We start from the raw sequence: 21,577 nt of genomic DNA, 5'->3' as shown, positions 1-21,577 counted from the left end.
CAGTGAGGTTGACGATGCGCATCCGTGGCTTGGGCAAAAAGCAGTCAGTTGGTAGCACCCTGCATGGCTCCCGACAGTTAACCCGCCACCCCCTGACAGCGCTTATGCTGGCTTCAGGCCTGCTGCCCGGCTGGGCCATGGCCAATGACATCACCCTGTATGATGGCAGTGGTCGTGTTGCTGGCCCGGGTGTGACCCAAACCACTATTGATGTCGACGGCAACGTCACGGATATCACCACGGCCACCGTACGCGGCAAGGCCGGTTTCAACTCCTTTGGCAATTTCCGGGTTTCCGAGGGCAATACCGTCAACCTGCATGTGCCCGGCGCGGCCAGCCATCTGGTCAACCTGGTTCATGATTCCCGCGCTGAAATCAATGGCACCCTGAATGGTTTGAAAGGCGGCAAGGTCGGTGGGCATATCCTGTTCGCCGATCCGCATGGCTTTGTCGTTGGCAGCAGTGGCGTGGTCAACGTCGGCAGCCTTACCGTCAGCACGCCGAACATGGCGACCATGGACGAGTTGCTGCGTGTGGCCACCGTTGATGGTCACGTCAATGCCGAACAGGCCAATGCCTATATCGATTCGCTGGCTGCCGGCCAGTTACCCAGTGTGCAGGCCGAAGAAGATGGCTCCAATGCCATTGTCATCCAGGGCATGGTCAACACCAATGGCAGTATCAATCTGCATGGTGCATCCGTTCTGATTGAAGCCTCCGCCGGTTTGCAGGCGGGTACCGATATTGCCCAGGCGGTGTTCGCCAGTACCGTGAATACCGAGGGTCTGGCGATTGGCGCAGGCGTCGCCAGGGAAAACGGCGGTATTCTGATTACCGCGGCAGACCAGGTCGAGATCAGTGGTGAACTGGCTGCCCTGATGGCCGATGACAGCGGCGCCAGCGTTGCTATTGCGGCCAATCGCGCAGTGACCCTGTCCGATGATGCGCTGATTGATACCCGTGGCCACGCCGGGGAAGATGGTGGTGATGTGATCATCGAGGCGCCCAGTCTGGCACTGAATGACAATGCCCGGATCGTTACTGCTGCCTCTGGTGCCGGCCAGGCTGGCGATATCACCCTGAATGCCTTGAGTGATCTGAGCTGCAGCTTCTGCGATGAGTCTGCCGAGCCGCAGACCCTGGACGAGCTGAAGCAGGGTATTGAAAGCCAGGCCAATCCCTGGTTGTCGGCCAACCTTGGCAAGGCCGAAATCATCATTGGCGAGAATGCCGAGCTGGATGCCGGGCAGGTCGATGACGACAGCCTGGCCGGCGACTTGAACCTGAATGCCTTTGCCATCAATCGTCAACTGGCTGGCTATGCCGAGGCCAGTGCCCGTATTGAAGTCAACGGCAGCCTGACGGGCAGAGAGATCAATCTGCACGCCGACAGCCGTGCCGAGGTAGCCCGGGATGTGCTTGGCTCGCTACTCAATACCGATGCCCTGAAAGACGATATTGCTGCACTCAAGGACCTGAACAGCTGGGGTGAAGAGGAAACCTGGGGCAACATCCTCGACACCCTGTACGAGCCAATAGCGGCCTACGAAAACACCGATAGCCGTGATGCCTTTCTTGAGACACCGACCAACTATACCGAACTCACGGTACTGGTACCGGGGCTGTCAGCTTATATTGCCAAGGCCGACTCGCAGGTTGTCATAGGCTCGAATGCCAGCTTGATGGCCAGTGCGGATATCCATCTGCAGGCCGATGCCACGCGCACGGTAGATAGCTCGACCTGGCAAATTCCGGGTCTGGGCAGTAAGATCCCCTTTGGTTTCAGCGCCGCCTATGGCCAGATTTCAGGTATCACCGCGGTTGATGTGCTTGATGGCGCCAGCCTGGAAAGCGGTAACGACCTGTCGGTGCTGGCGCACAGCCAGAATACCCTCAGCGTACTCTCCGCAGCGGAAAACAGCGTTGATGGTAATGGTAGTGCGCTGAAAACCATGGGTCTGGGCTTTGGTATGGCCATGAGCGATACCGAAACCCGGGCTGTGGTAGAGCAGGGCGTGCTGCTGGATGTAGCGCGTGATGTGAACGTCACTGCCCTGACTGAGCAAAGCCTCAAGAATACGGTCAGCTTCAAGGCCAGCGGCGAAGGCGCGACCGGGGGGCCGGCCATCGGCCTGTCGATCCTCAACAGTACCACCCGGGCTGAATTCAGTGCCGATCTTGCCGGTGCGCGCGACCTCAATCTGACCGCGGCCAATCTGGTCCATGGGCAGAATCTGTCGGTGACCGTTGAAGCCGGTGCGTCCGAGCCGGGGTATCTCGACAAGCTCAAGACCAAGGCCAAGGAACAGGTTGCCGATCCGGTCACCAATTATCTGGGTGATGCAGTTAAGGGCCTGTTTGGTATCGAGCCCAAGGCCCCTTCCGAGGACACGCCGGCAACCCCGACTGACAGCCAGTTCCGTCTGGCGTCGGCCCTGACCATCAGCCTCGCCGATCATCGTGTTGAAGCGGTACTGGGTAGCGCTGATGCGGCCCCGGCCCTGGATTTGAGCGGTGATCTGAGCGTACAGGCACTGCAGCGCCAGAGTGATATGCACACCAGTGCGCAAAGCAAGGTCAATGCTTCAGCCAAGCGCGACGATGGCAGTGTCGATGGCGCGGCTGTCAGTCTCAGTGTGGCGGCGGTTTACAGTGAACTGGATCAGACCACCCATGCGATCGTCGGTGATGGGGCGAATGTCACGGCGGCGCGTATCGGCGTTGGTGCGCAGAACAGTCAGCCGTTGAATCTGCTCGGCCTGGATCGCTGGAGCTCGTTGGATGAAGTGTATGCCAACCTCAAACTGCTGGTTGAACAGAAGCAGGGCATCGTCGGCAAACTGGCGACCCAGTACGCCAACTCCACCGGCCAGGCCGATACACTCGGTATGGCGGGCTCACTGTCGATTCTGCAGAACAATACCGATGCCAGTGCCTGGGTTGGCGACAATGCCACCCTGACCGCCACGGCGCTGGATGCCGATAGCTGGACCAGCAACCCGCTGGATATCCTGCCGGTGATTGACGATGACGAAGCCCGTCAGGGGCTGCTGGACCTGTCCTGGACCTGGGCCGCACCAGTCAGCGTGCGGGCCGAGAACCAGCTCGAGCAACTGGCGGTTGCCGGTAACTTCGATGCCCTGTTTGGGGTAACCAGCGATGGCGGCGCGGTCGGCGCTGGCGTCAACGTTCAGATAACCAACAACCGTGCCGTGGCCGGTATTGGCGCTGGCGGCACTGTTGTTAGCGAGACGCTCGATGTCAGCGCCCTGCAGGACGAAATGATCATTGGCCTGAGCCCCTCAGCGGGCAAGGGTGCCAGTGTGGCTGGCAATGGCTCGGTGGTGGTCAGTGTGGTTGAAGGCACCGTGCATGCGTCGGTGCACAGCAGCACCGATGTGACGGCTGACCGGGTAAATCTGGATGCCGAACACAGGCTGGGCGTCTGGAGCGCCGCAGGGGCGCTGGCGGCTTCCGAGAACGTCGGCATCGGTGCCGGTGTTGCGGTGAATGTGGTGAATACCGATGTCTATGCGCTGGTGGGCGACAACAATCTGCGTACGTCAGGCAAAAACAGCTGGCGGCCTGAGAGCATGGCGGCGGGGCTGGTGGATGCAAGTTCGGGTAACTGGCTGGTCGATGAGCTGAGTCTCAGCGCTCAGAGTTCCGGGCAGAGTGGCGCCTTCTCGGTGGCCGGAGCACTGGCCCGCTCCGAGGAAGAGCAGCAACAGCAGGATCAGGTGGCCGCTGAAAGCGGTGGTGCCGACAAGGGCAGTCAGGAAAAGGCCGGTAGTCTGGGTGAAGTGATCAAGACCTCTCTGACCAATGGTCTGGCGCTGTTGACCGGGGAGGTCACCGCGGCCAAGGACAAGACCGTCGAGCAGGGTGAAGCGGCCCTCGACAAGATCGGTGAGTATTGGGGCAAGCTGCAGGGCATTTTTGACGGCAGCGGTGGTGGTGCCGATGAGGGCAGCAGTGATCCGGCCGAAGGGTTCAGTCTGGCTGCCGCCGCGGCCGGCAGTGTCAATGTCTCGGCACAGAAAAACCGCAGTCATCTGGGCAATATCGTACTGGATCCGCGCAGCATCGATGGCGGCAGTCAGGTCAATGTACTGTCGCTGAATCAGACACACCAGTTCAGTGGCGCCGGTGCCGGTGCCCTGACCCTGTCCGGTGGTGGTGACAAGAGCGAGTTCAGCGCCGCGCTGTCCGGCGCCATGGCCTTCAATCAGTTGAACAATGTCACTGAGGCCAGCGTGGTCAATGTGACCCTGACCGACAATGATCTGTTGAATGTGCAAGCTGCCAGTGGCGGTGATCAGATTGCTCTGGGTCTGGGTTTGTCGGTGGCCACAGGTGGTGAAACCAATGTTGCTGTCGCACTCTCGGGTTCGGTCGGGGTGTTTGGTAACCAGACCCGTGCCTCAGTGGTCGACTCGGTTATTCAGCAGCGTGCCGATAATCCCGGCAGCATCGCGGTCAATGCCTATGACCGTTCACGCAATCTGCTCGGTGGTGGCGCTTTTGCCGTCAGTACCGATAAAGGCGGCAGCGGCGGTGGTTCGGTGGTTGTCGGGGTCATGCAGAACCAGCTGGAAGCGGAGTGGTTAGGCAGCACGGCCACCGATTTTGCCAGCCTGGATGTCAAGGCCAACAGTGCCTCGCGGGTACTGGCTGGCGCACTCGGCGTAGCAGTCAGTACCGGCTCCGAGAGCGGTGCTGGTGCCGGCTCGCTGTTTGTCGTGATCATGGATAACCAGGTCAAGGCGCGAGTCGATAAAACCGATAACGCCGACTCTTCACTCAGCGGTGGCAACGTCACCGTGTCGGCGGCCAGTGTTGCCGGGTTGGATGCACTGGACAGCATTTTTGTTCACGATGCCAGTGCCTCGGGCACCTTGCTCAACAGCGGGCTGGATCTGGATGGCACCCATACCACAGCGCAAATCGAGGTCGAGTCGCAAACCAACGATGAGCTCTTTGCCGAAAGTGATGAAGGCTTTGATACCGATGCGGCTGAGGGCAGCAGTGGTGCCGATACCACCACCCGCAACCTGTTTGACAATGGTTCGATAGCCGGTGAAGCGGTATTGGGCATTGCCGGGACCCTGGCGGCCACCGGTGGCAAGACGGCGGTCGGCGGGGCCTTTGGTGTGGTCTATAACGGCAGTGACTATGCCGCCAGTATTGCCAATACCGATATTGATCTGAGCGGTGATCTGAGGGTCGCTGCGCGCAATGAAACCGATGTGCTGGCGGGTGCCATAGGTGCCGCCGGAGCACAGAATATCTCGGTTTCCGGTTCGGCCACTGCGCTGATCGGGCGGGGTACCGTCAGTGCCGATCTGGATATGACCGGCCGTACCTTGGTGGCCGATGATCTGGTGGTGGAAGCGCTGAAGACCGGTGGTTTCTATTCGCTGGCCGGCAGTATTTCCGCCAGCAGTAATACCGTGGCAGTCGGTGGTGCCTTCAGTATCAATGACATGCAGCAGGGATCCACGGCCCTGGTGCAGGGTGGTACCTATCAGTTGAGTGGCGATGCCACCCTCAGTGCCGCTCAGCAGAGCCGCATCATAACTGCTGCACTGTCTGCCGCAGTATCAGCCAGCGGAGTCGGTGTTGGCGCGGCCATGACCTATAACCGCATTGCCGACACTACGACGGCCGAGTTGCTGCAAGCTGAGCTGACGGCGCGAGATCTGACTATCGCCGCCAGCCAGCCGAATCTGGGTGCCAGTATCTGGTCCCTGGCATTCAATATTGCCGCAGGTGGTGGCAGCGCTGGTGTCGGTGCCGGCGTCGCGGTCAACCTGATCGACGCCGAGCGTGCGGCCAGGATTACCGGCAGCACGGTCAATCTCAGTGGTGATGCCAGCTTGACCTCGGCGCTGGATGGCGAAATCTGGAGTATCGGTATTGATGCTGCTGGCGGCGGAACCGCCGGGGTTGGTGGCTCCTTTGCGTTCAACAACATCAGTGGCAAGGATGAGGTAGTCATCAGTGATTCCAGTCTGATCGCCACTGACAGCGGTCAGAGCCTGTCGCTGGACGCCAGCGCCGGTAACGGTATTACCATCGCTTCATTGGCGGGCTCGGTCACCGGCGGCGGAACCGCTGCTGTCGGCCTGGCCGCCTCGGTCAATCGCATTGATGCCGATCGGTCGGCGCTGATCAACAACAGCACGGTCACCGACTTTGCCAGTGTTGAGCTCAAGAGTGGCGTTGAGCAGGCCATCTATTCGATCGCCGTAGCCGGTGGCGGTGCGGGTACCGTAGCGGTCAACGGCGCGACGGCTACCAATATTCTGGACGGCACCGAAAGTGCTGCCGTTGTGGGCAGTACCCTGGATGTCGGTAGCCTTGATCTGTCTACGGCAGAGGGCAAGCGCACGATCTGGAGTCTGGGCCTGGTACTCAACGGAGCCGGTACAGCCGCAGTGGGTGCAGCCAATGTCAATAACATCATTCTGGCCAAGCGCATTGCCGAGATAGACGATGCCGAATTGACCCTGAATGGTGCCCTGTCGTTGGCCAGCGGCGGGGATGCATTGATTCGTTCTGCCGCACTGGGTGGCGGCGGTGCCGGTACTGCGGCTGTGGGTGCCTCCGTTGCGGTCAACGTGGTGGACGGTGAAGAGACCGCACGCATCAAGGACGCCAGCGTTGCAGGCGCCACCGCACTGACTGTGGAAGTTACCCGTGGCGAAGTGGATATCAAGACCCTGGCCGGCAACGTCCAGGGTGGTGGCACCGGTGCCGGCGCCGGTGCGGTGGCCATCAGCACGATCAGCCAGCGCCGTCAGGCACTGGTCGAGAATACCGAGTTGAATCTGTCCGCCGCCGCACCGGTGCGGATCGAGGTGCTGACCTCAGCGCGTATTGATACCCTTGCCCTCAGTGGTGCCGGTGCCGGTACAGCGGCCGCTGTGTTCTCCAATACCAGTAACAATATCGATGCAAAAACCTACGCCAAGGTGTCCGGCAGTAGCGGCAGCATGGACAACCTGCAGATCAAGGCCACGGACAACTCGCAGATCAACTCCCTGTCCGGTGGCATTGCTGGTGCAGGCGTTGCCGCAGTGGGTGTGGCGACGGCGGTCAACCGGGTTGCCAACGATATCGAAGCCAGCCTGACCGGTGCGCGCAACGGCAGTGGTTTCACGCTGAACGATCTCAGCGTGCAGGCCCGATCTGACGCCAGCATACAGACCATTTCGGTTTCCGGCGGTTTCTCGGGCACGGCGGCAGTCAATGGCGGCGTTGCCACCAGCATGCTGGATACCAACACCCGTGCGCTGATCAGCGATGGCGCCCGCGTGGTGGCGCAGAACAATGTGGCGGTGGTTGCCTACAACCGCGATCTGATTGACTCCTATGCCGGCGTGGTGGCTGGCAGCGGCAATGCCGCCGTGTCCGGCATTCTGACCGTCAATCTGGTACAGAGTGATACCGAGGCAGCCATTCGTGGCGACAGCACGCGCGTCACTGCGCTGGCCTTGGGTACAGGCGTATCGGTGGATAACGGCCTGGTAACCAATGCACCCAATACCCAGTTCTGGGCCGATGAGGAAGCCTTCAATCCGGTGGCCGATCTGCAGACCGGTTCGGAGATCGTTCGTGGCGTTGCGGTACGCGCCACCACGCTGCAACAGGCTGGTCAGATGAGCGTCAGCGCAGCAGTCTCGCTGGTGCCTATTGGCAGTGCCTCGGTTGGCGGTGTGAGCAACACCAGTGTGCTGGGCGGCTCGACCCTGGCGACCATTGATCAGGCGCTGATCAACCAGGATAACGCGGGCGCAGCAACGGCACAGCAGGTGAGTGTGGCGGCCCATGCCCACAGCTACAGCTTTGGCGGTGTATTGAATGCGGCGCTGTCGCTGGGTGCCGCAGCTGTTGCGGTAACGGCTGATGCCGGCGTGATCAGTCGTGATGTGACCGCGCAAATCAGTGGCGCAACGGTAACCAGCCGCGGGCAGACCCGGGTCAAGGCCGGCTCAACGCGCTCGGCCAGTAATATTGTCATCAGCGCCTCTGGCGCTATTGTTGGTGTGGCCGGCAGTGCCAGTGTGCTGGTACTGGAAGGCAGTACCCAGGCACTGGTGGATGATGCCAGCCAACTGACCGTGGGCAGCTTGGCGATCAATGCTGACGCGACTAACTACCTTTCAGCCTCAGCCAATACGGCTAGCGGCGGCGCGGTGGGTGCCGGGGCCGGTGTGGGGGTTGGCTACAACAACAGCACAGTGCGTGCCTGGCTGGGTGGACAGCCCGGCAGTGCTGAAGGACGCACCCGCGTCACGACGGCTGGGGCGGTCAGCGTCGAGGCGGCCAGTGTTACCGAGGCCCAGGCTCTGAGTGTCAGTATCAGTGGTGGTGGCACAGCCGCAGCTGGCTCAGTCAATGTGTTGATCATTGAGAACGTTACCGAAGCCGGTGTGGGCGTAACCGATATCGGCAGCAGTAGCAATCGTGCGGCGAGCCTCAAGGTGGATGCCTACGACCGTCTGGATGTTACCAGTGCAGCAGGTTCGGCTGCTGCTGGTGGTGTTTCACTGGGTGCCAGTGCCAACGTACTGGTAGCCAATAACGCTACCCGCGCCATGCTGCTGGATAGCCAGGCCTGGGTCAGTGGTGCAGTGGATGTGAACGCGCTGCGCGAAAGTGATGTCGAGCTCTATACCGTTACTGGCGGAGTTGGCGGCAGCGCCGCACTGGGTGGCAGCATAGGCATGATCATGCTCGGCTCGGGTTCTATCCAGGTCGATGACAGCGATGCCATGGACGAGCTGAACAGCGGTAACAATGGCACCTTGTCGATGGTCGATGGCTTTACGGCGCGCGAGACTGCCGAGACTGAATACCAGACCATGGAGCTGGACCAGGATACGGGTGAATACCGACAGGTAACCCGGAGCAATTCGGCTGATACCGACTGGTTGAATCAGCAAGGCCAGATCGGCTCCAGTGCCGACCGCCTCCAGGCTGGCGATACCTACAAGCATGAAACCCTGGCACGGGTCAGCAACAGCCAGATCAACACCCTGGGGCATTTCAATATCAATGCCGAAGACCGGATCTATAACCGTAATCTGAGCGGTTCGGCCCAGGCGTCCGGGACAGCCGCGGTGGGTGCTGCGGTGTCCTTTACCTTGTCCAATGCTCGGGTAGCTGCCGAGCTGAACGGTGGCAGCAGTCAGTCTGCGCTGCTGGATATCAGCGCCCTGGCGCGTACCCTTGATGGGCATGACGACGCCGTTGAAGTGGAAGCCTATACCGGTGCCGCCGGTTTTGGTGTTGGTCTTGGCGCCGCCTTGGCCATCGGTCAGATGCGCAATGACATCAGCAGCAGCGTGAGCGGGGCGCACAGCAGCACGGGCGCAATCAACCTGAATGCCAGCGACCTGCTGGATCTGGATATCGACGCTCTGGGTGCCAGCGCCGGTGCTGCTGCAGTGGGCATCGTGGTCGCTACCGGGGCGCGTGACAGCAACGTTGAGGTGCTGGTCGCCGATGACGCCGCGTTGTATGCCAGCGCGATCAACCTGACCGCCCGTGGTGAGGGTGGTATCGATGTGTATGGTCTGGCCGCCGCAGGCGGTCTGTTTGGCGCCGGAACCGGAGTGGCCTCAGTGGCGCTGGAAAGCACCCGTGTGGAGGTGCTGGTTGGTGACGATGTAATACTGGATGGCCGCACGGGTGGCGTATCACTCAGCGCCAGCGTACTGCCGCAACTCAATGCCTATGCACTGGGAGCTAGCGTAGCCGGGGGCGTTGCCGTCGGGGCATCCTATGCCCGGGCACAAACGGCCAATACCGTGACGGCCAGCCTGGGTGACCGCGCTGATGTGCGCGGCACCGGTGGGCTGCGCCTGAAGGCAGAACTTGAATACAACCGCGTTGGCAGCGAGATAGATCCCGATCAAGCCAATGTCCGTGCCGAGTCCATTGCTGGTAGCGGCGGTCTGTTCCTCAGCGCCAATGCGACCATTGCCGAAGCCTTCAACACCGCCAGTGTCAGTGCGCTGACCGGTACGCATCTGAAGCTGCCTTCAGGCCGCATCGAGATTCTGGCTGATGGTCGCAGTCATCAGTATGCCGATGCCCTAGGTGTAGCCGTGGGTGGTCTGGCGGTAGGCGCCTCGGTGGCCAAGGCTGAATCGGACAGCACGACACTGGCGCGTCTGGGTAATTTTACCAATGACCGCGATGGCGCTGCGCTGATCAGCGATCTGCTGGTCAATGCCAACGCCGAGGATATCAATCAGGCCAAGTCGGTGGCCGGTAGTGGTGGCGTGATTGCCGGTAATGCGTCGGTAGCCAGCACCCGTACCGAGGGTTCAGCGACCGCGCAAATCGGTGACTCAGTGCAGATTGCCATGCGCAATCTGTCGTTGACCGCCGAGTACCGGGCGATCTATGGCACCCATGCGAACTCGGTGAATGCCGCGTTGGCGGGTGCCAGTGGCGCGGGTGGGGTAAACCGTGTGTTTGCCAACAGCCTGGCCAGTATTGGTCAGAACAGTCAGCTGGCAGCAGCACAGGACCTGGTCGTCACCGCCAACAATAATATTTTCAGTCGTCACCTGGGTGAAGCGGCTTCCGGTGCCGGTGGCGGCGTGATCAGTGGGCAGGCGGTTTACAGTGATACCTTGATCAACAGCACGGCCCATGTCGATGTGGGCAACAACGTTGAGCTGCTCGCCGGTCTGAATGCCGCTGATTACAGCTCTCGCCTGTTGCTGCGTGCCTTCACCCGCATGCAGGTGACCGAGTCTGTGACCCTGAGCACCGGTGGCGCTATTGCCGGTGGTGGCGTACGCGTCGACAGTGAAGCGAATCTGAATAACACCGTGACTATCGGGACCAACAGCTATCTATTCTCCAGTGGCTCGCTGGGCGCGGGCACCTATAGTCAGGCCGGCATGTCCCTGGAGGCGCTGGCCAGCACCTGGGGCGCAGCCGGCGTGGCCGATGCGCGGGTTGATGGTGACCTGAACTCCAACCAATTACTGTCGGTTGGCAGCAACACCCTCATGGAGGCGTTGGGCAACATTACGCTGACTGCGGGTGATGATCCGGAAGGACTGTGGCAGAACACCCTGCAGTTGAACTCTGTGGCGCATAGCTCGGTGCGCGGCATCATTGCGGTGCCCACAGTAGGTGCGGACGCGCATATCAATAACCAGGCCAACACCGTGCTGGCCTCCGGCAGTCAAGCGTTGGCTGCACGTAATGTTCGAGCCGGTAGTTACTACGGCCTGGTCAGTGCCCTGGCCGATGGTGAGGCCCGCGGTTATCAGCTGGGTTTCATCCCGGTGACCAGCCGTAACAGCAACGCCAATATCAGCCGCAACATCACCGCTACCTTGAACGGCACGCTGCTGGCCGGTCGTTACCATGAGCTGCTGATCCATATTGCCGCTAACGGCACTATTACACAGTCCGCGGGTTTACCCGTCAGTGCCGTGCGGATTACCAACTTCAATCCACGTCAGTTCCTCGATACCTTCACTGACATGGATGAAGTGACCCGCGGGGTTATTGAAGGCACGATTTCCGGCAGTAATGTTGGCGCTATCGAGCTGGGTGACATGTTGGCTGCTGGTGGTACCGTGACCATTAATGCCGATAGCCTGTTCGGTAACGGTACCTTGACCGCGAATGGTGGCCCACGTATCGAAGTGATCAACCAGAGCGCCAATTACCTGTTGGTTGGCAATGCCCTGATCCCCGATCAGCCCGGTGGCCGGGTGTTCTTCACCGGTGCAGCCGCGCGTTCGCAGTTCAATGGTCAGGTCAACGAAGTAGCTGCTGACCGGCGTGCCGAGATTCGTATCGACAACAGTTTTGGCGGCAATGTCGGTAATGTCAGTTACGGTCCGGCGATCTTCCTGGTGGGCGATATTCTCAATCAGGGTGGTCTGATTCATATCTCCAATGCCAAGGGCTCGCTCGGACAGTTTGGTCTGACCTATGGTCAGCAGGTGCTGGTGGAGATTCCGAACGGTTCAATGACGGTCTTCCAGCCCAACGATTACTGGTCCATCAACAGCAACCCGTTCTCGGAGTGGCGCTCCTTTGCCGGCGTGACCGGCTCGGCTAATGTTGCCCTGGAATATATCGCCAGTTCTGTTTTCGGTGGCGGCAATTCAGCAACCCTGACCGGCACCATGGTTTACCGTGGCAGCTTTGATAGCGACTCATCGGGTTCCAGTGTGGTGCTGTTCGGCGGCTGCCTGCCGGCATCCATAGGTTCAGCACTGAACTGCAGCGAAACCACAGCGCGCTCATTCAACGGTGGTGCCTTCCAGTTCCGCGGCATTGATAATGCATCGTCATGGATGCCCATCATCAACTACCGCGCTCTCTACAAGAGTGCTGTCAATTATGAGCAGGGGAGCATCGGCAGCGACGGTGACGGCCGTCGGGTGGTGGGTGGCCAGGTTGGTATTCAAGCACGTTATATCGATATCAACGGCACCATCACCAGTGGCATGGCGACCAACCGTTCGGTAACCATCAGCGCCGATCTGGATACCTGGATCAGTCAGCATGGCTGCTCAAATGGCCTGTGTGTCGAGGCGGTGGATATTCCTACGCATCTGCTCACCGCCACCAGTGGTCAGCCAATCGGAGCCAAGTACGATTTCGTCAATCAGCGTATTCAGCTGGATGATGTCAATGCCTCCGGTGGTGGTTTCATCTATATGCGTGGCGGCATCATCAGCACCAATCCGGCGGGTCGCATCGAGGTCAACAATGGCTTCGGTGAAGTGGTCATTGACAACCGCTCGGCGCAGCAACTGCAACTCGGTGATATCGATACCGGGGTGGGTTCGGTGGGTATTGTACAGATTGTTGATACCTTCAAGACCACCACCGGTGGCCAGCATCTGAGTACCTGGTATGTGCATGATCAGAACAACGGTCTCAGCGTATACGACAACCGCAACGGCGCCAATTCGGTCCTGAATGCCTATCGCATCTCCAGCTCGATGGCGAGTTCAACCAGCTACAATCCGCTCGCCAACCTGCGTTTTGAATGGTATCAGCAAGCCACGCTGTCACGGGTTGTGAACAGGGATGGAGATAATTTCTCGGTCAGCAACTGGGTCTGGAACGATGTGGCCTTGAACGACCCCTGGTTTGTTTCCTCTGGTCAGGTGGTGACACGGGCCGTGGACAATGTCTATGAGCAGACTATCAGCGGCAGCCTGGGCAGCTATTACAACCAGGGAGTCAATTACCATGGCTGTGAAGGCGGTCTGGGCTCGAGTTGCAACTGGGGCTTCACGGCCAGCGGTCAGTATCCTGAAGGCCATGGCCGTGCGGGCGATTATTATGCACAGTGGGTATACCGGATGCCGCAGTCTGCGTCGCTGCGTATCGACCACTCGGTCAAGGCTGACAACCCGTTCCAGATAGCCTTCGTCGGCAATTCAGCCGGTTTGATTGATGCTAAGACCAACAATAACCTGATCATTGGCGGACGGCTTAACAACCCCGGTGGTCTGACGCGTTTGACGGCCGCTGAGAACATCATCAATGGTAGCGACGGCAGCAGCTTCAGCCGCGAACTGCAGATGACAGCGGGTGGCTTCATTGGCCAGGATGGCCGTGCTGTGGTCGCCGGTCTTGCGGGCAATGGCATATTGCAAGCCAGCTCCGGGGCCGCAGGTATCAATCTCGACCTTACCTCCAGCGCGCTGGTACGCAGTATCAATGCCGGTAATGGTCTGGGCGATGTGGTGGTAAGGGTCAATGGCGACCTGGGGGCCATTGCCGGGCTGTCATCCGGCACCGCCCATGTACTGGGTCGCAACCTTGACCTGTATGCCACAGGGGGCATTGGCAGTGACAGCACTGCGCTGCGGGTCATAGCCCGTGAGCAGGCTACTGCCTCTGGTGGCAGTACCCATGGCAACCTGGACGCCTTTGCGGTACGGGATGTGTTCATCAATGAAATCGAGGGCGATGCCTGGGTTGGCCAGATAGTCTCGGAAACCGGCGACGTCTCGCTGCGGGTCGAAAACGGCTCGCTGTATGATGCCGGCCAGCGTCTGGCCTCGGATACCCTGGATGAAACCCAGCGCCAGCAGATCTGGGAAAAGCTCAAGCTCACCAGTGAGTTCGGTGCCGAAGACAATATTCAACAGGGCACAGTCAAGCCCTTCGAAGATCAGGTGGTCAGTCAGTACCGTGAATACTGGCGCCTGCGCGAACTTGGCAGCCTGCAGGGTGACAGCTTTGTGCTGGACGCTGACAGTCTGGACTTTTACCGCCCACTGGCCGAGTTGCAGGCCGGTCACGCTGGACTCAGTGATACCGAGGTGCAAGCCTTTGCTGCCGAGCGCTATAACGGCCATGCTCTGTTCTTCGAAGGGGTATTTGGTGACAACTGGGCGCAGCAGCTTGACTTCCAGACGCCGCGCAGCGATTTCAGCTACACCGCCAGCGCAGCGCAGATTGAAGCCCTTACCCGTGATGCCATCTGGACCGAAGGTGAGCTGCGTTACGCCATCGACTCCACGGCGCTGGGCTCGGCGTCCAGCACGCCTGTAGGGGCAGCAGACCCGAATGTGTCCGGTCGCCATGTGACGCTGATCACCGGGCAGAACATCGGCCGCCTGGCTGACAGTCTGCTGATCGATTTTGCCGCCCTGCGTGCCGGTAATCTCACGCCCCAGGAAGCCGCTGCGCTGGCGATCGCCAACGCGCCGGGTGATGTAGAGCTGAACCGTGATGAGCAGGGCCAACTGGTCAGTCTGTTGGTCAATCGGACCCAGCCATTCTATGTGGCGGCCAGCGAACGCTTTGATGCCAGCAGCGGCGGAGCGCTCTACCTGCAGTCAGCCGGTGATCTGAATATCGGTACCGTGAACAGTGGCGGCAATGCACGCCTGGCAGCGGCCAGCAGTATTCTGGCAGCCAACGGCGCAGGCAGCCTGATTGTTGGCGGCGATCTGACGCTGCAGGCCGGCACAGGCAATCTGGGTACGCCAGACACGGATGAGATGCTCTCCCTGGATGTGGCCGGTCGCTTGCTGTCGGCCTCGGCGGGTCAGCACATCGGTCTGCGCTGGCTGGGTGACGACTTCCGTATTGGTCGTGTCTTCGCCGTTGGTGATCTGCGCCTGGATGCACCAAACGGTAGCCTCCTGGGCCAGTTTGAGGGACTGGCAGTCACCGGTCAAAGCATCCAGTTGAACGCCCGTGACGCTATTCTCGGTCTGGATGGCGCGGCGCTGGTTATTGATCAGTCGTCGGCGGACGGTGAACTGGCTGCGACAGCCGGTGGCGATATTCGTTTGAGTGACACCGGTGCCTTGCGTGCCGGGGTCGTCAGCGCCGGTGGCAGCCTGTACCTGAATGCCCAGTCGACACTGAGCGGACGTGATCTGCAAGCCGTTGGTGACCTGCAGCTGAACTCACCCGAAGCCATTGACCTGCAGCGTGTGTCAGCGGGTGGCAATCTACTTGTCAGTTCTCTGGATACCCTGCGTCTGCGTGAGCAGGCCCTTGCCGGTGGCAATGCCACCTGGCTCGGTGCCAGTCTGAGCATGGATGCTGACAGCCTGATACAGGCGGGTGGCCTGCTGGCCATCAGTACCGACGGCGATATGTCCCTGGGTCAGTTGTACCGAACTGGTTTGGCTGAGGGCAATCTGTTCAATCTGCAGGCAGGCGGTCGTATCGAGGGCAACGGTGATGGTCAGGTCAACCTGCGCGCCGAGCGTACGGGTTCAGCCATCATGCTGGCCGAGTCGGGGATCGGCAGTGCCGCCCGGGCTTTGCTGGTTGATATGCCCGAACTGACCCGTACCGAAACCCGTCAGGGCGACATCTATCTGCGCAATCTGAACGCACTGAGCGGCACACTGATGCGCGCCGAAAGCGGTAATATCGTGCTCGGAAATGCAGGCCAGAGCCTGCAGTTGGGGCAATTACAGGCCCTCGGCAATATCCGTTACCAGGGTGGCGATCTGCGAGTTGATCAACTGGATGCCGGCGGCTGGCTGAATACCGATGTGTCAGGCGACATGCACCTGGGGCAGGCGGAGGTTGGTGAATGGGCCGAACTGCATGGCAGCAGCACCGACGCGCAACTGGGTTGGGGTGACCTGAATGTGGGCCAGGCTCTGCAGGTCAGCGGTCCGGGCAACTGGTACGGCGACCGCGCGTCGGCCGGGCAGGATGTGCAGTTCGATGTCGGCAGCACCGATCTCGGTCTGCTGGAAAGTCGCACCGGTGATCTGCTGCTCAATGCCTCGGGCAACTTCGCTGCAGCCCAGTTGCTCAGTCCACAGGGGCTGATCCAGTTGCAGGCCGGTTCGGTTGACGTTGGTCAGGCAGAGGCAGCCGAAACCCTCAGCGTCCACAGTTTCAGCGATCTGACGCTGTTCAGCGGTCACAGTGGCGAGGACCTGACGCTGACTACCGAACCGGGCTCGTTTGGCAGTATCCGCTTTGGCCTGCTGGCCGATCCTGATGCCGAGGGCGTGCTGCAGCCAGCTCACCTGTACTCGGATGCCAATATTCTGGTGCAGACCGACGGCGATATCTTCGGCGGCAACGCCGAGGCAGTTGGTGAAGTCCGCATGATTGGCCGCAATCTGTTCTTTGGCCGGGCTGAAAGTCTGGCAGGTGATGTCTACCTTCAGGCCATCGGCGATGCCGCTCAGGGCCATGGCAATATCATCGGTCTGCTGGTAGAGGCGCATCGTGATGTGGCTATTCTGGCCAATGGCGATCTGGTCATGCCGACCGTGCGTTTCGGTGGCAGCTACTCACTCAAGGCCGGTCGCGACCTGACTGTGGGTGTCGGTCAGGATCTGGACATCAACGGTACCGCTGAAGCCGGCCGTGATCTGACCTTTGTAGTCGGTGGTACGGTTGATCTGCTGGGGGCCACAGCCGGTCGCCACTTGAGCATTCGCTCCGGTCGTGCGATCAACATTGATCAAGACATTCTGGCCGGTGGCGACATTCTGCTTGAAGCCGCCGACGGCGACATTCGGGTCGGCGGCAATGTGCTGTCCACGGCCATTCCCTATCAGGGTGAAGTGCTCAACGGATCTGTGCAGTTGCTGGCCAGTGGTGATATCAGCGCCACCGATGTGGGTGCAGCAGCCGGCAGCATTCTGGCCGATGGCCTGAGCCTGGACTTTGCCAATCTGCAGGCAGCCGATGATGTTGATCTGTTGGCCCGCGGCTCGATCCGGGTTGGCGACAGCCTCAGCGGTGGTGACCAGATCTGGCTGGCGGATGAGGACATCGGCTTCAATCGCCTGCTGGCTGAGGGTCAGGCCCTGCTGGACAGCCTGCTGGATACCCGTGGTCATCGTGCCCAGGCTGATCAGGGACTGGAGATCAATGCCGGCTGGCGCGATGGCGTCGCCTCACCTGCGACCATCGAACTGCAGGAAGCGCAGGCGCCGACCATGCAGCTGCGTGCCGGTCAGACCATTCGCCTGTGGGATGCCAGTATCGGCGAGTCGGCTGATCTGCAGGCGCAGGATATCGAGCTCTATGGCCGTCACAGCGGCAGCGGGCTGCTCAATCTGCGCGTTACCGGGTTGAACAATACCGGCGGTGCTGGTGACCGATTCCTGACCCGCCTGGATGCTACCCATGTGGTCGTCAGTGATTTGGATACGGTTTATACCGAGTTTGATACCACGGCTCTGCTGGTCGACTTTGAGAATGCCACCAATGTCGATTATCTGTTCCTGACCACGCCCCAGGCGGTGGTGACAGTGGATAACCTGAGTCCGGGTTACCGGGCTGAAGCCAATGTCCAGGTCTATGAGATGGACCAGACCTTCTGGCTCTATCAGAACACCCTGGAAACCTACACCAACGGTTATGTGCTGCACCGTGATTTCAGTCACCAGATTCGGGTGCCGAACTTTGCCGAGGGTCACCAGGATGGCGGTGTGGATTACCAGGCGATTACCGCAGCGGCATACTCCGCCTTGCTGCTGACGCCAGACAACACGCTGTTGCGCCTGGGTGAGTTGATCAACCAGATGGGCGGCTATATGCCAACGCCTGAACAGGATATTGAGGAAGGCGAGGGTGGTCAGAGTCTGAATCTGGATATGCAGGCTTTTTCTGAAAACGGCGGGGACAAGGAGCAATCGTGGGAAATCTGACAGGGAGCAAGTTGGCCAGATTCAGTGCAGTTGGGGTTGTTGGTCTGGGGTCAGTATTCCTCACCGGTGGGCTGGCAGCGCAGGTGTTGTCACCCGGTCTGATTGATCCGAGCCTGCTGCGTGAACAGATAGAGCGTCCGCAGCAGCAGCAACTGATCGAGGAGCGGGCACGGCGAATAGAGATTCCGGCCTTGCAGGGTGAACAGGTTGAAGCCGGTGATGCCCTGCCCGATGACAGTCCGCCCTTTGTGCTGGATGAAATCAGTTTCAATGCCTCGGTGTTTCTTACAGAGGCGGAGTTGCAGGCGCTGGCGACCGCGTATGTGGGGCGTCAGATCACCTTTGCCGACCTGAATCAATTGGTCCGTGAGATCAACCAGCGCTACAGCGAACTGGGTCAGTTGACTGCCCGCGCGGTGATCCCGCCGCAGTCACTGGAAAATCGCAGCCTGCGCGTGGTGCTGGTTGAGGCCAAGGTGGACTCGGTCAACCTGGTGGGTGACACGCAGCATGTCAAAGAATCCTTCTATCGTGAGCGCTTGACGGTAGAGGGCGGTGAGGTGCTGGACAGCCCCATGCTGATCGACAACATCCGCCGTTTCAACGCCACCACGCCCGGGCCGCAAGTGAGTGCGGGCCTGGCCCCCGGTGAGCGTTTTGGCACTACGCGGGTCGACCTGGAAACCTTCGAGCCGGATCGTCTTGCCTGGTCACTGTTTGCCAATAATTACGGTAGTGAAGGCACTGGCCGTGAGCAACTGGGCGCCACGCTGAACTGGTTCTCGCCCACCGGCGTGGCCGATAACCTCGGGCTGGTGCTGGTCGGTACTTCAGGCACCCAGTATTACAGCCTGCGCTACTCCAGGCCGGTAACCCGTAATAATGCGGTGGTCTGGTTTGAGGCCGGGCGCAACAGCCTGGAGATCGAGAGCGGTCCGCTGGCCGACCTGAATGTCGAGGGCGAGTCCAGCAACTATGCCCTGGGTTTTGATCAACCCTGGTGGTTGTCAGACCAATGGTTGTTGCTCGGTGGTATCGGCTACAGCATGCAGACCTCGGAAAATACCATTGAGGGTCTGGCCCTGAGCGAACTGGACATCCAGGAGCTGACCCTCAAGGGCCAGTTCGAATACCGCGCCCAGCCTTGGTATGTCCGTTACGATCAGCGTCTGCGGCAGTCATCGGTAGATAACAAGGTCACCGGGGATGGCGGCAATTTTACCCTCCTCAATGGTGATCTTTACGCCATGCGCGCGTTGGGTCAGCGTTATGAACTCAGCGGCAGGATGGGTTGGCAGTATGCGACCAAACAGGATGAGCTGCCCTCGGCCCTGCTCAAGCAGTTTGGCGGTATCAGCAGCATGCGTGGTTACGATCCCGGCATCATTGCGTCACCCTGGGGCGTCAACTTCAGTGTTGAGGGTTTATGGCGTTATAGTGAGCGCTGGCAGCCCTTTGTGTTTCTGGACTATGGTCGCGCGATGGAGCTGGGTGACGAGGATGTTGATCTTGCCAGTGCCGGCCTGGGCCTGAACATGCGCTGGGGCGATCGCTTTTCCGCCAGCCTGGTGGCTGCTGGAACCATGAAGGATGTCGTGCCTGATCAGGACAAGTCCCAGGTCATGCTGCAAATAGTCATTCGTTGAAAAACATTAAAAAGACGGGGAAAGAAGGATGTCAACACTGCTTTTATACAAGGAAATCAAGGCGCTCAACCGTGATCAGCACAAGTCCTTGAAGCTGAAAACCACCGGCGATTGTCAGTTTGCGGCAGACACCCATATTGTTCCTCTGGCGGGCCTTGAGTTCTTCCAGGCGGCGCGTAGCTATCCCGTGGTTTTCATCGGTGAAGGCGAGGCTGTCAGTCCGATTGCCTTGCTGGGTCTGCGGGAAGGGCTCAATAGCTTTGTCAGTGATGAAGGCCAATGGCGCAACAATACCTATGTCCCGGCCTTTATCCGGCGCTATCCCTTTGTTCTGGCGCAGGGCGAAGACGAGCAATTCACCGTCTGCTTTGATGCGGCCTATGCCGGCTGGAATGAATCAGAGGGGCGCGAGCTGTTCTCCGGACAGGGTGAAAACAGCGATTATTTGAATGAGATGATCGGCTTTCTTCAGAACTTTACCGCTGAAATGCAGCGTACGCGCAACTTCATTACTCAGCTACAGTCACTCAAGCTGCTGGCACCGCGCACCCTGAAACTGACCCATGCTAGCGGCGAAAGCTTCATGCTCAAGGACTTTCAGGCAGTGGACGAGGAGGCGTTTCTCAAGCTGGGTGATGAGGATGTGCTGGCGCTGCACAAGGCCGGTTTCCTCGGCTGGATTTATGCCCACCTGATGTCACTGGGTAATGCCAACCATCTGTTTGAACACTACCTCGACGTCAAACAGCGTGCCGCCAAGGCGCACTGAATCAACTAAGAGCCTATAGCTAGTGAGCCGCTGAAAACGCAGGTAGCTTTCAGTGGTTCGCTAGGCGCAGGTGCGGTTTCTGCCATTGCGTTTGGCCTGATACATCAGCTTGTCACAGCGTTCAAGCAGCTCACGTCGGCTTTCTGGCTGGCGATAGGTGGCAACACCAATACTGGCCGTGACCGGCAGAGAAACGCCGTCAATCTCAAACTGCATTTGCTCTATAGCCAGGCGAATGCGTTCGGCCACCAGCGTCGCAGGACCGTGCTCGGTATTGCCAAGTACAATGACAAATTCTTCCCCGCCCAGTCGAAATACACCGTCCACTTCACGCAGACACTGACTGATGCAGTTAACCGTAGCCATCAGCACTTCATCGCCGTAGGCGTGCCCAAAGCGGTCGTTGATCGATTTGAAGTGGTCAATGTCCAGCAGCAATATCGAGAGCGCTTGATTGTGTCGTGTAGCCAGCCGGATCTCGCGATCAAGGGCCTGCTCCAGCGCCATGCGATTACCAATGCCGGTCAGACTGTCGGAGTGAGCTGAGAAGACGGCCTCACGGAATAGCAGAGCGTTGCGCAGCGGATAAAGCAGCGTGCCTAGCAGGGCTTCAAGGCCAGCCAGTTGTGCCTCTGAAAAGCGCCGGGTGCGGGTAAATTGAATCTCACCCAGATAGTCGCCTTCATGGGTCATGCGATAACTGCAGCGATGCAGGCTGAGCTGACCGATGCGCAGTTGGATCTTCTGCGCGTCGTTGCGGTATTCCAGTGAATCCAGTCCGAGGAAACGGTTCAACTGGCGGAAAAACATTTCCAGCACCTGTTCCAGCTCCAGCGTGGTTTGCAGCTGCATGCCCAGTTGCTGTTGGACAGCATGCAGGCTTGGGGCTGAGGCAGGCCGCTCTGGCAAGGCAGCAGTCTTGCTCGCCTGGTTCAGTTTGAGCCTGGCGGAATCAAAATCAATGGTGTTGCCCTGGGTTAGCGTCATGATCAATCCTGCACTGC

Annotated in this window: 4 protein-coding genes; 3 read left to right on the top strand and 1 reads right to left on the bottom strand. The window is 59.7% G+C overall.

Annotation, left to right across the window (positions count from 1 at the left end; translation table 11 throughout):
* Positions 1-14 precede the first annotated feature (14 nt).
* Genes AC27HQ_RS07670 through AC27HQ_RS07660 form a run of 3 tightly spaced genes read left to right on the top strand, consistent with a single transcriptional unit; the run spans position 15 to position 20,573 of the window.
* Entirely contained in the window at positions 15-18,158 is an 18,144-nt protein-coding gene (locus tag AC27HQ_RS07670) for a leukotoxin LktA family filamentous adhesin (protein ID WP_487155566.1), read from the top strand.
* Complete coding sequence (locus tag AC27HQ_RS07665; protein ID WP_487155565.1) at positions 18,146-19,804, top strand: ShlB/FhaC/HecB family hemolysin secretion/activation protein; 1,659 nt, start codon at positions 18,146-18,148, stop codon at positions 19,802-19,804. The genes AC27HQ_RS07670 and AC27HQ_RS07665 overlap by 13 nt, the downstream gene beginning before the upstream one ends.
* Before the next feature lie 28 nt (positions 19,805-19,832).
* On the top strand, positions 19,833-20,573 hold the full coding sequence (locus tag AC27HQ_RS07660; RefSeq protein ID WP_487155564.1) for a SapC family protein: 741 nt from the start codon (positions 19,833-19,835) through the stop codon (positions 20,571-20,573).
* A gap of 60 nt (positions 20,574-20,633) precedes the next feature.
* Here the strand turns inward: AC27HQ_RS07660 and AC27HQ_RS07655 are convergent, their stop codons facing one another.
* Complete coding sequence (locus AC27HQ_RS07655; RefSeq protein WP_487155563.1) at positions 20,634-21,560, bottom strand: GGDEF domain-containing protein; 927 nt, start codon at positions 21,558-21,560, stop codon at positions 20,634-20,636.
* Positions 21,561-21,577: the final 17 nt, after the last annotated feature.

The organism is Halopseudomonas sp. 4NH20-0008 (assembly GCF_057548395.1).
Note: the sequence above shows the minus strand (reverse complement) of the source record. Positions and strands in the feature narration are given on the sequence as shown.

Excerpts from the sequence above, each read along its gene's own strand:
- AC27HQ_RS07670 (WP_487155566.1), top strand. The coding sequence starts at position 15 with ATGCGCATCCGTGGCTTGGGCAAAAAGCAGTCAGTTGGTAGCACCCTG.
- AC27HQ_RS07660 (WP_487155564.1), top strand. The coding sequence starts at position 19,833 with ATGTCAACACTGCTTTTATACAAGGAAATCAAGGCGCTCAACCGTGAT.
- AC27HQ_RS07655 (WP_487155563.1), bottom strand. The coding sequence starts at position 21,560 with ATGACGCTAACCCAGGGCAACACCATTGATTTTGATTCCGCCAGGCTC.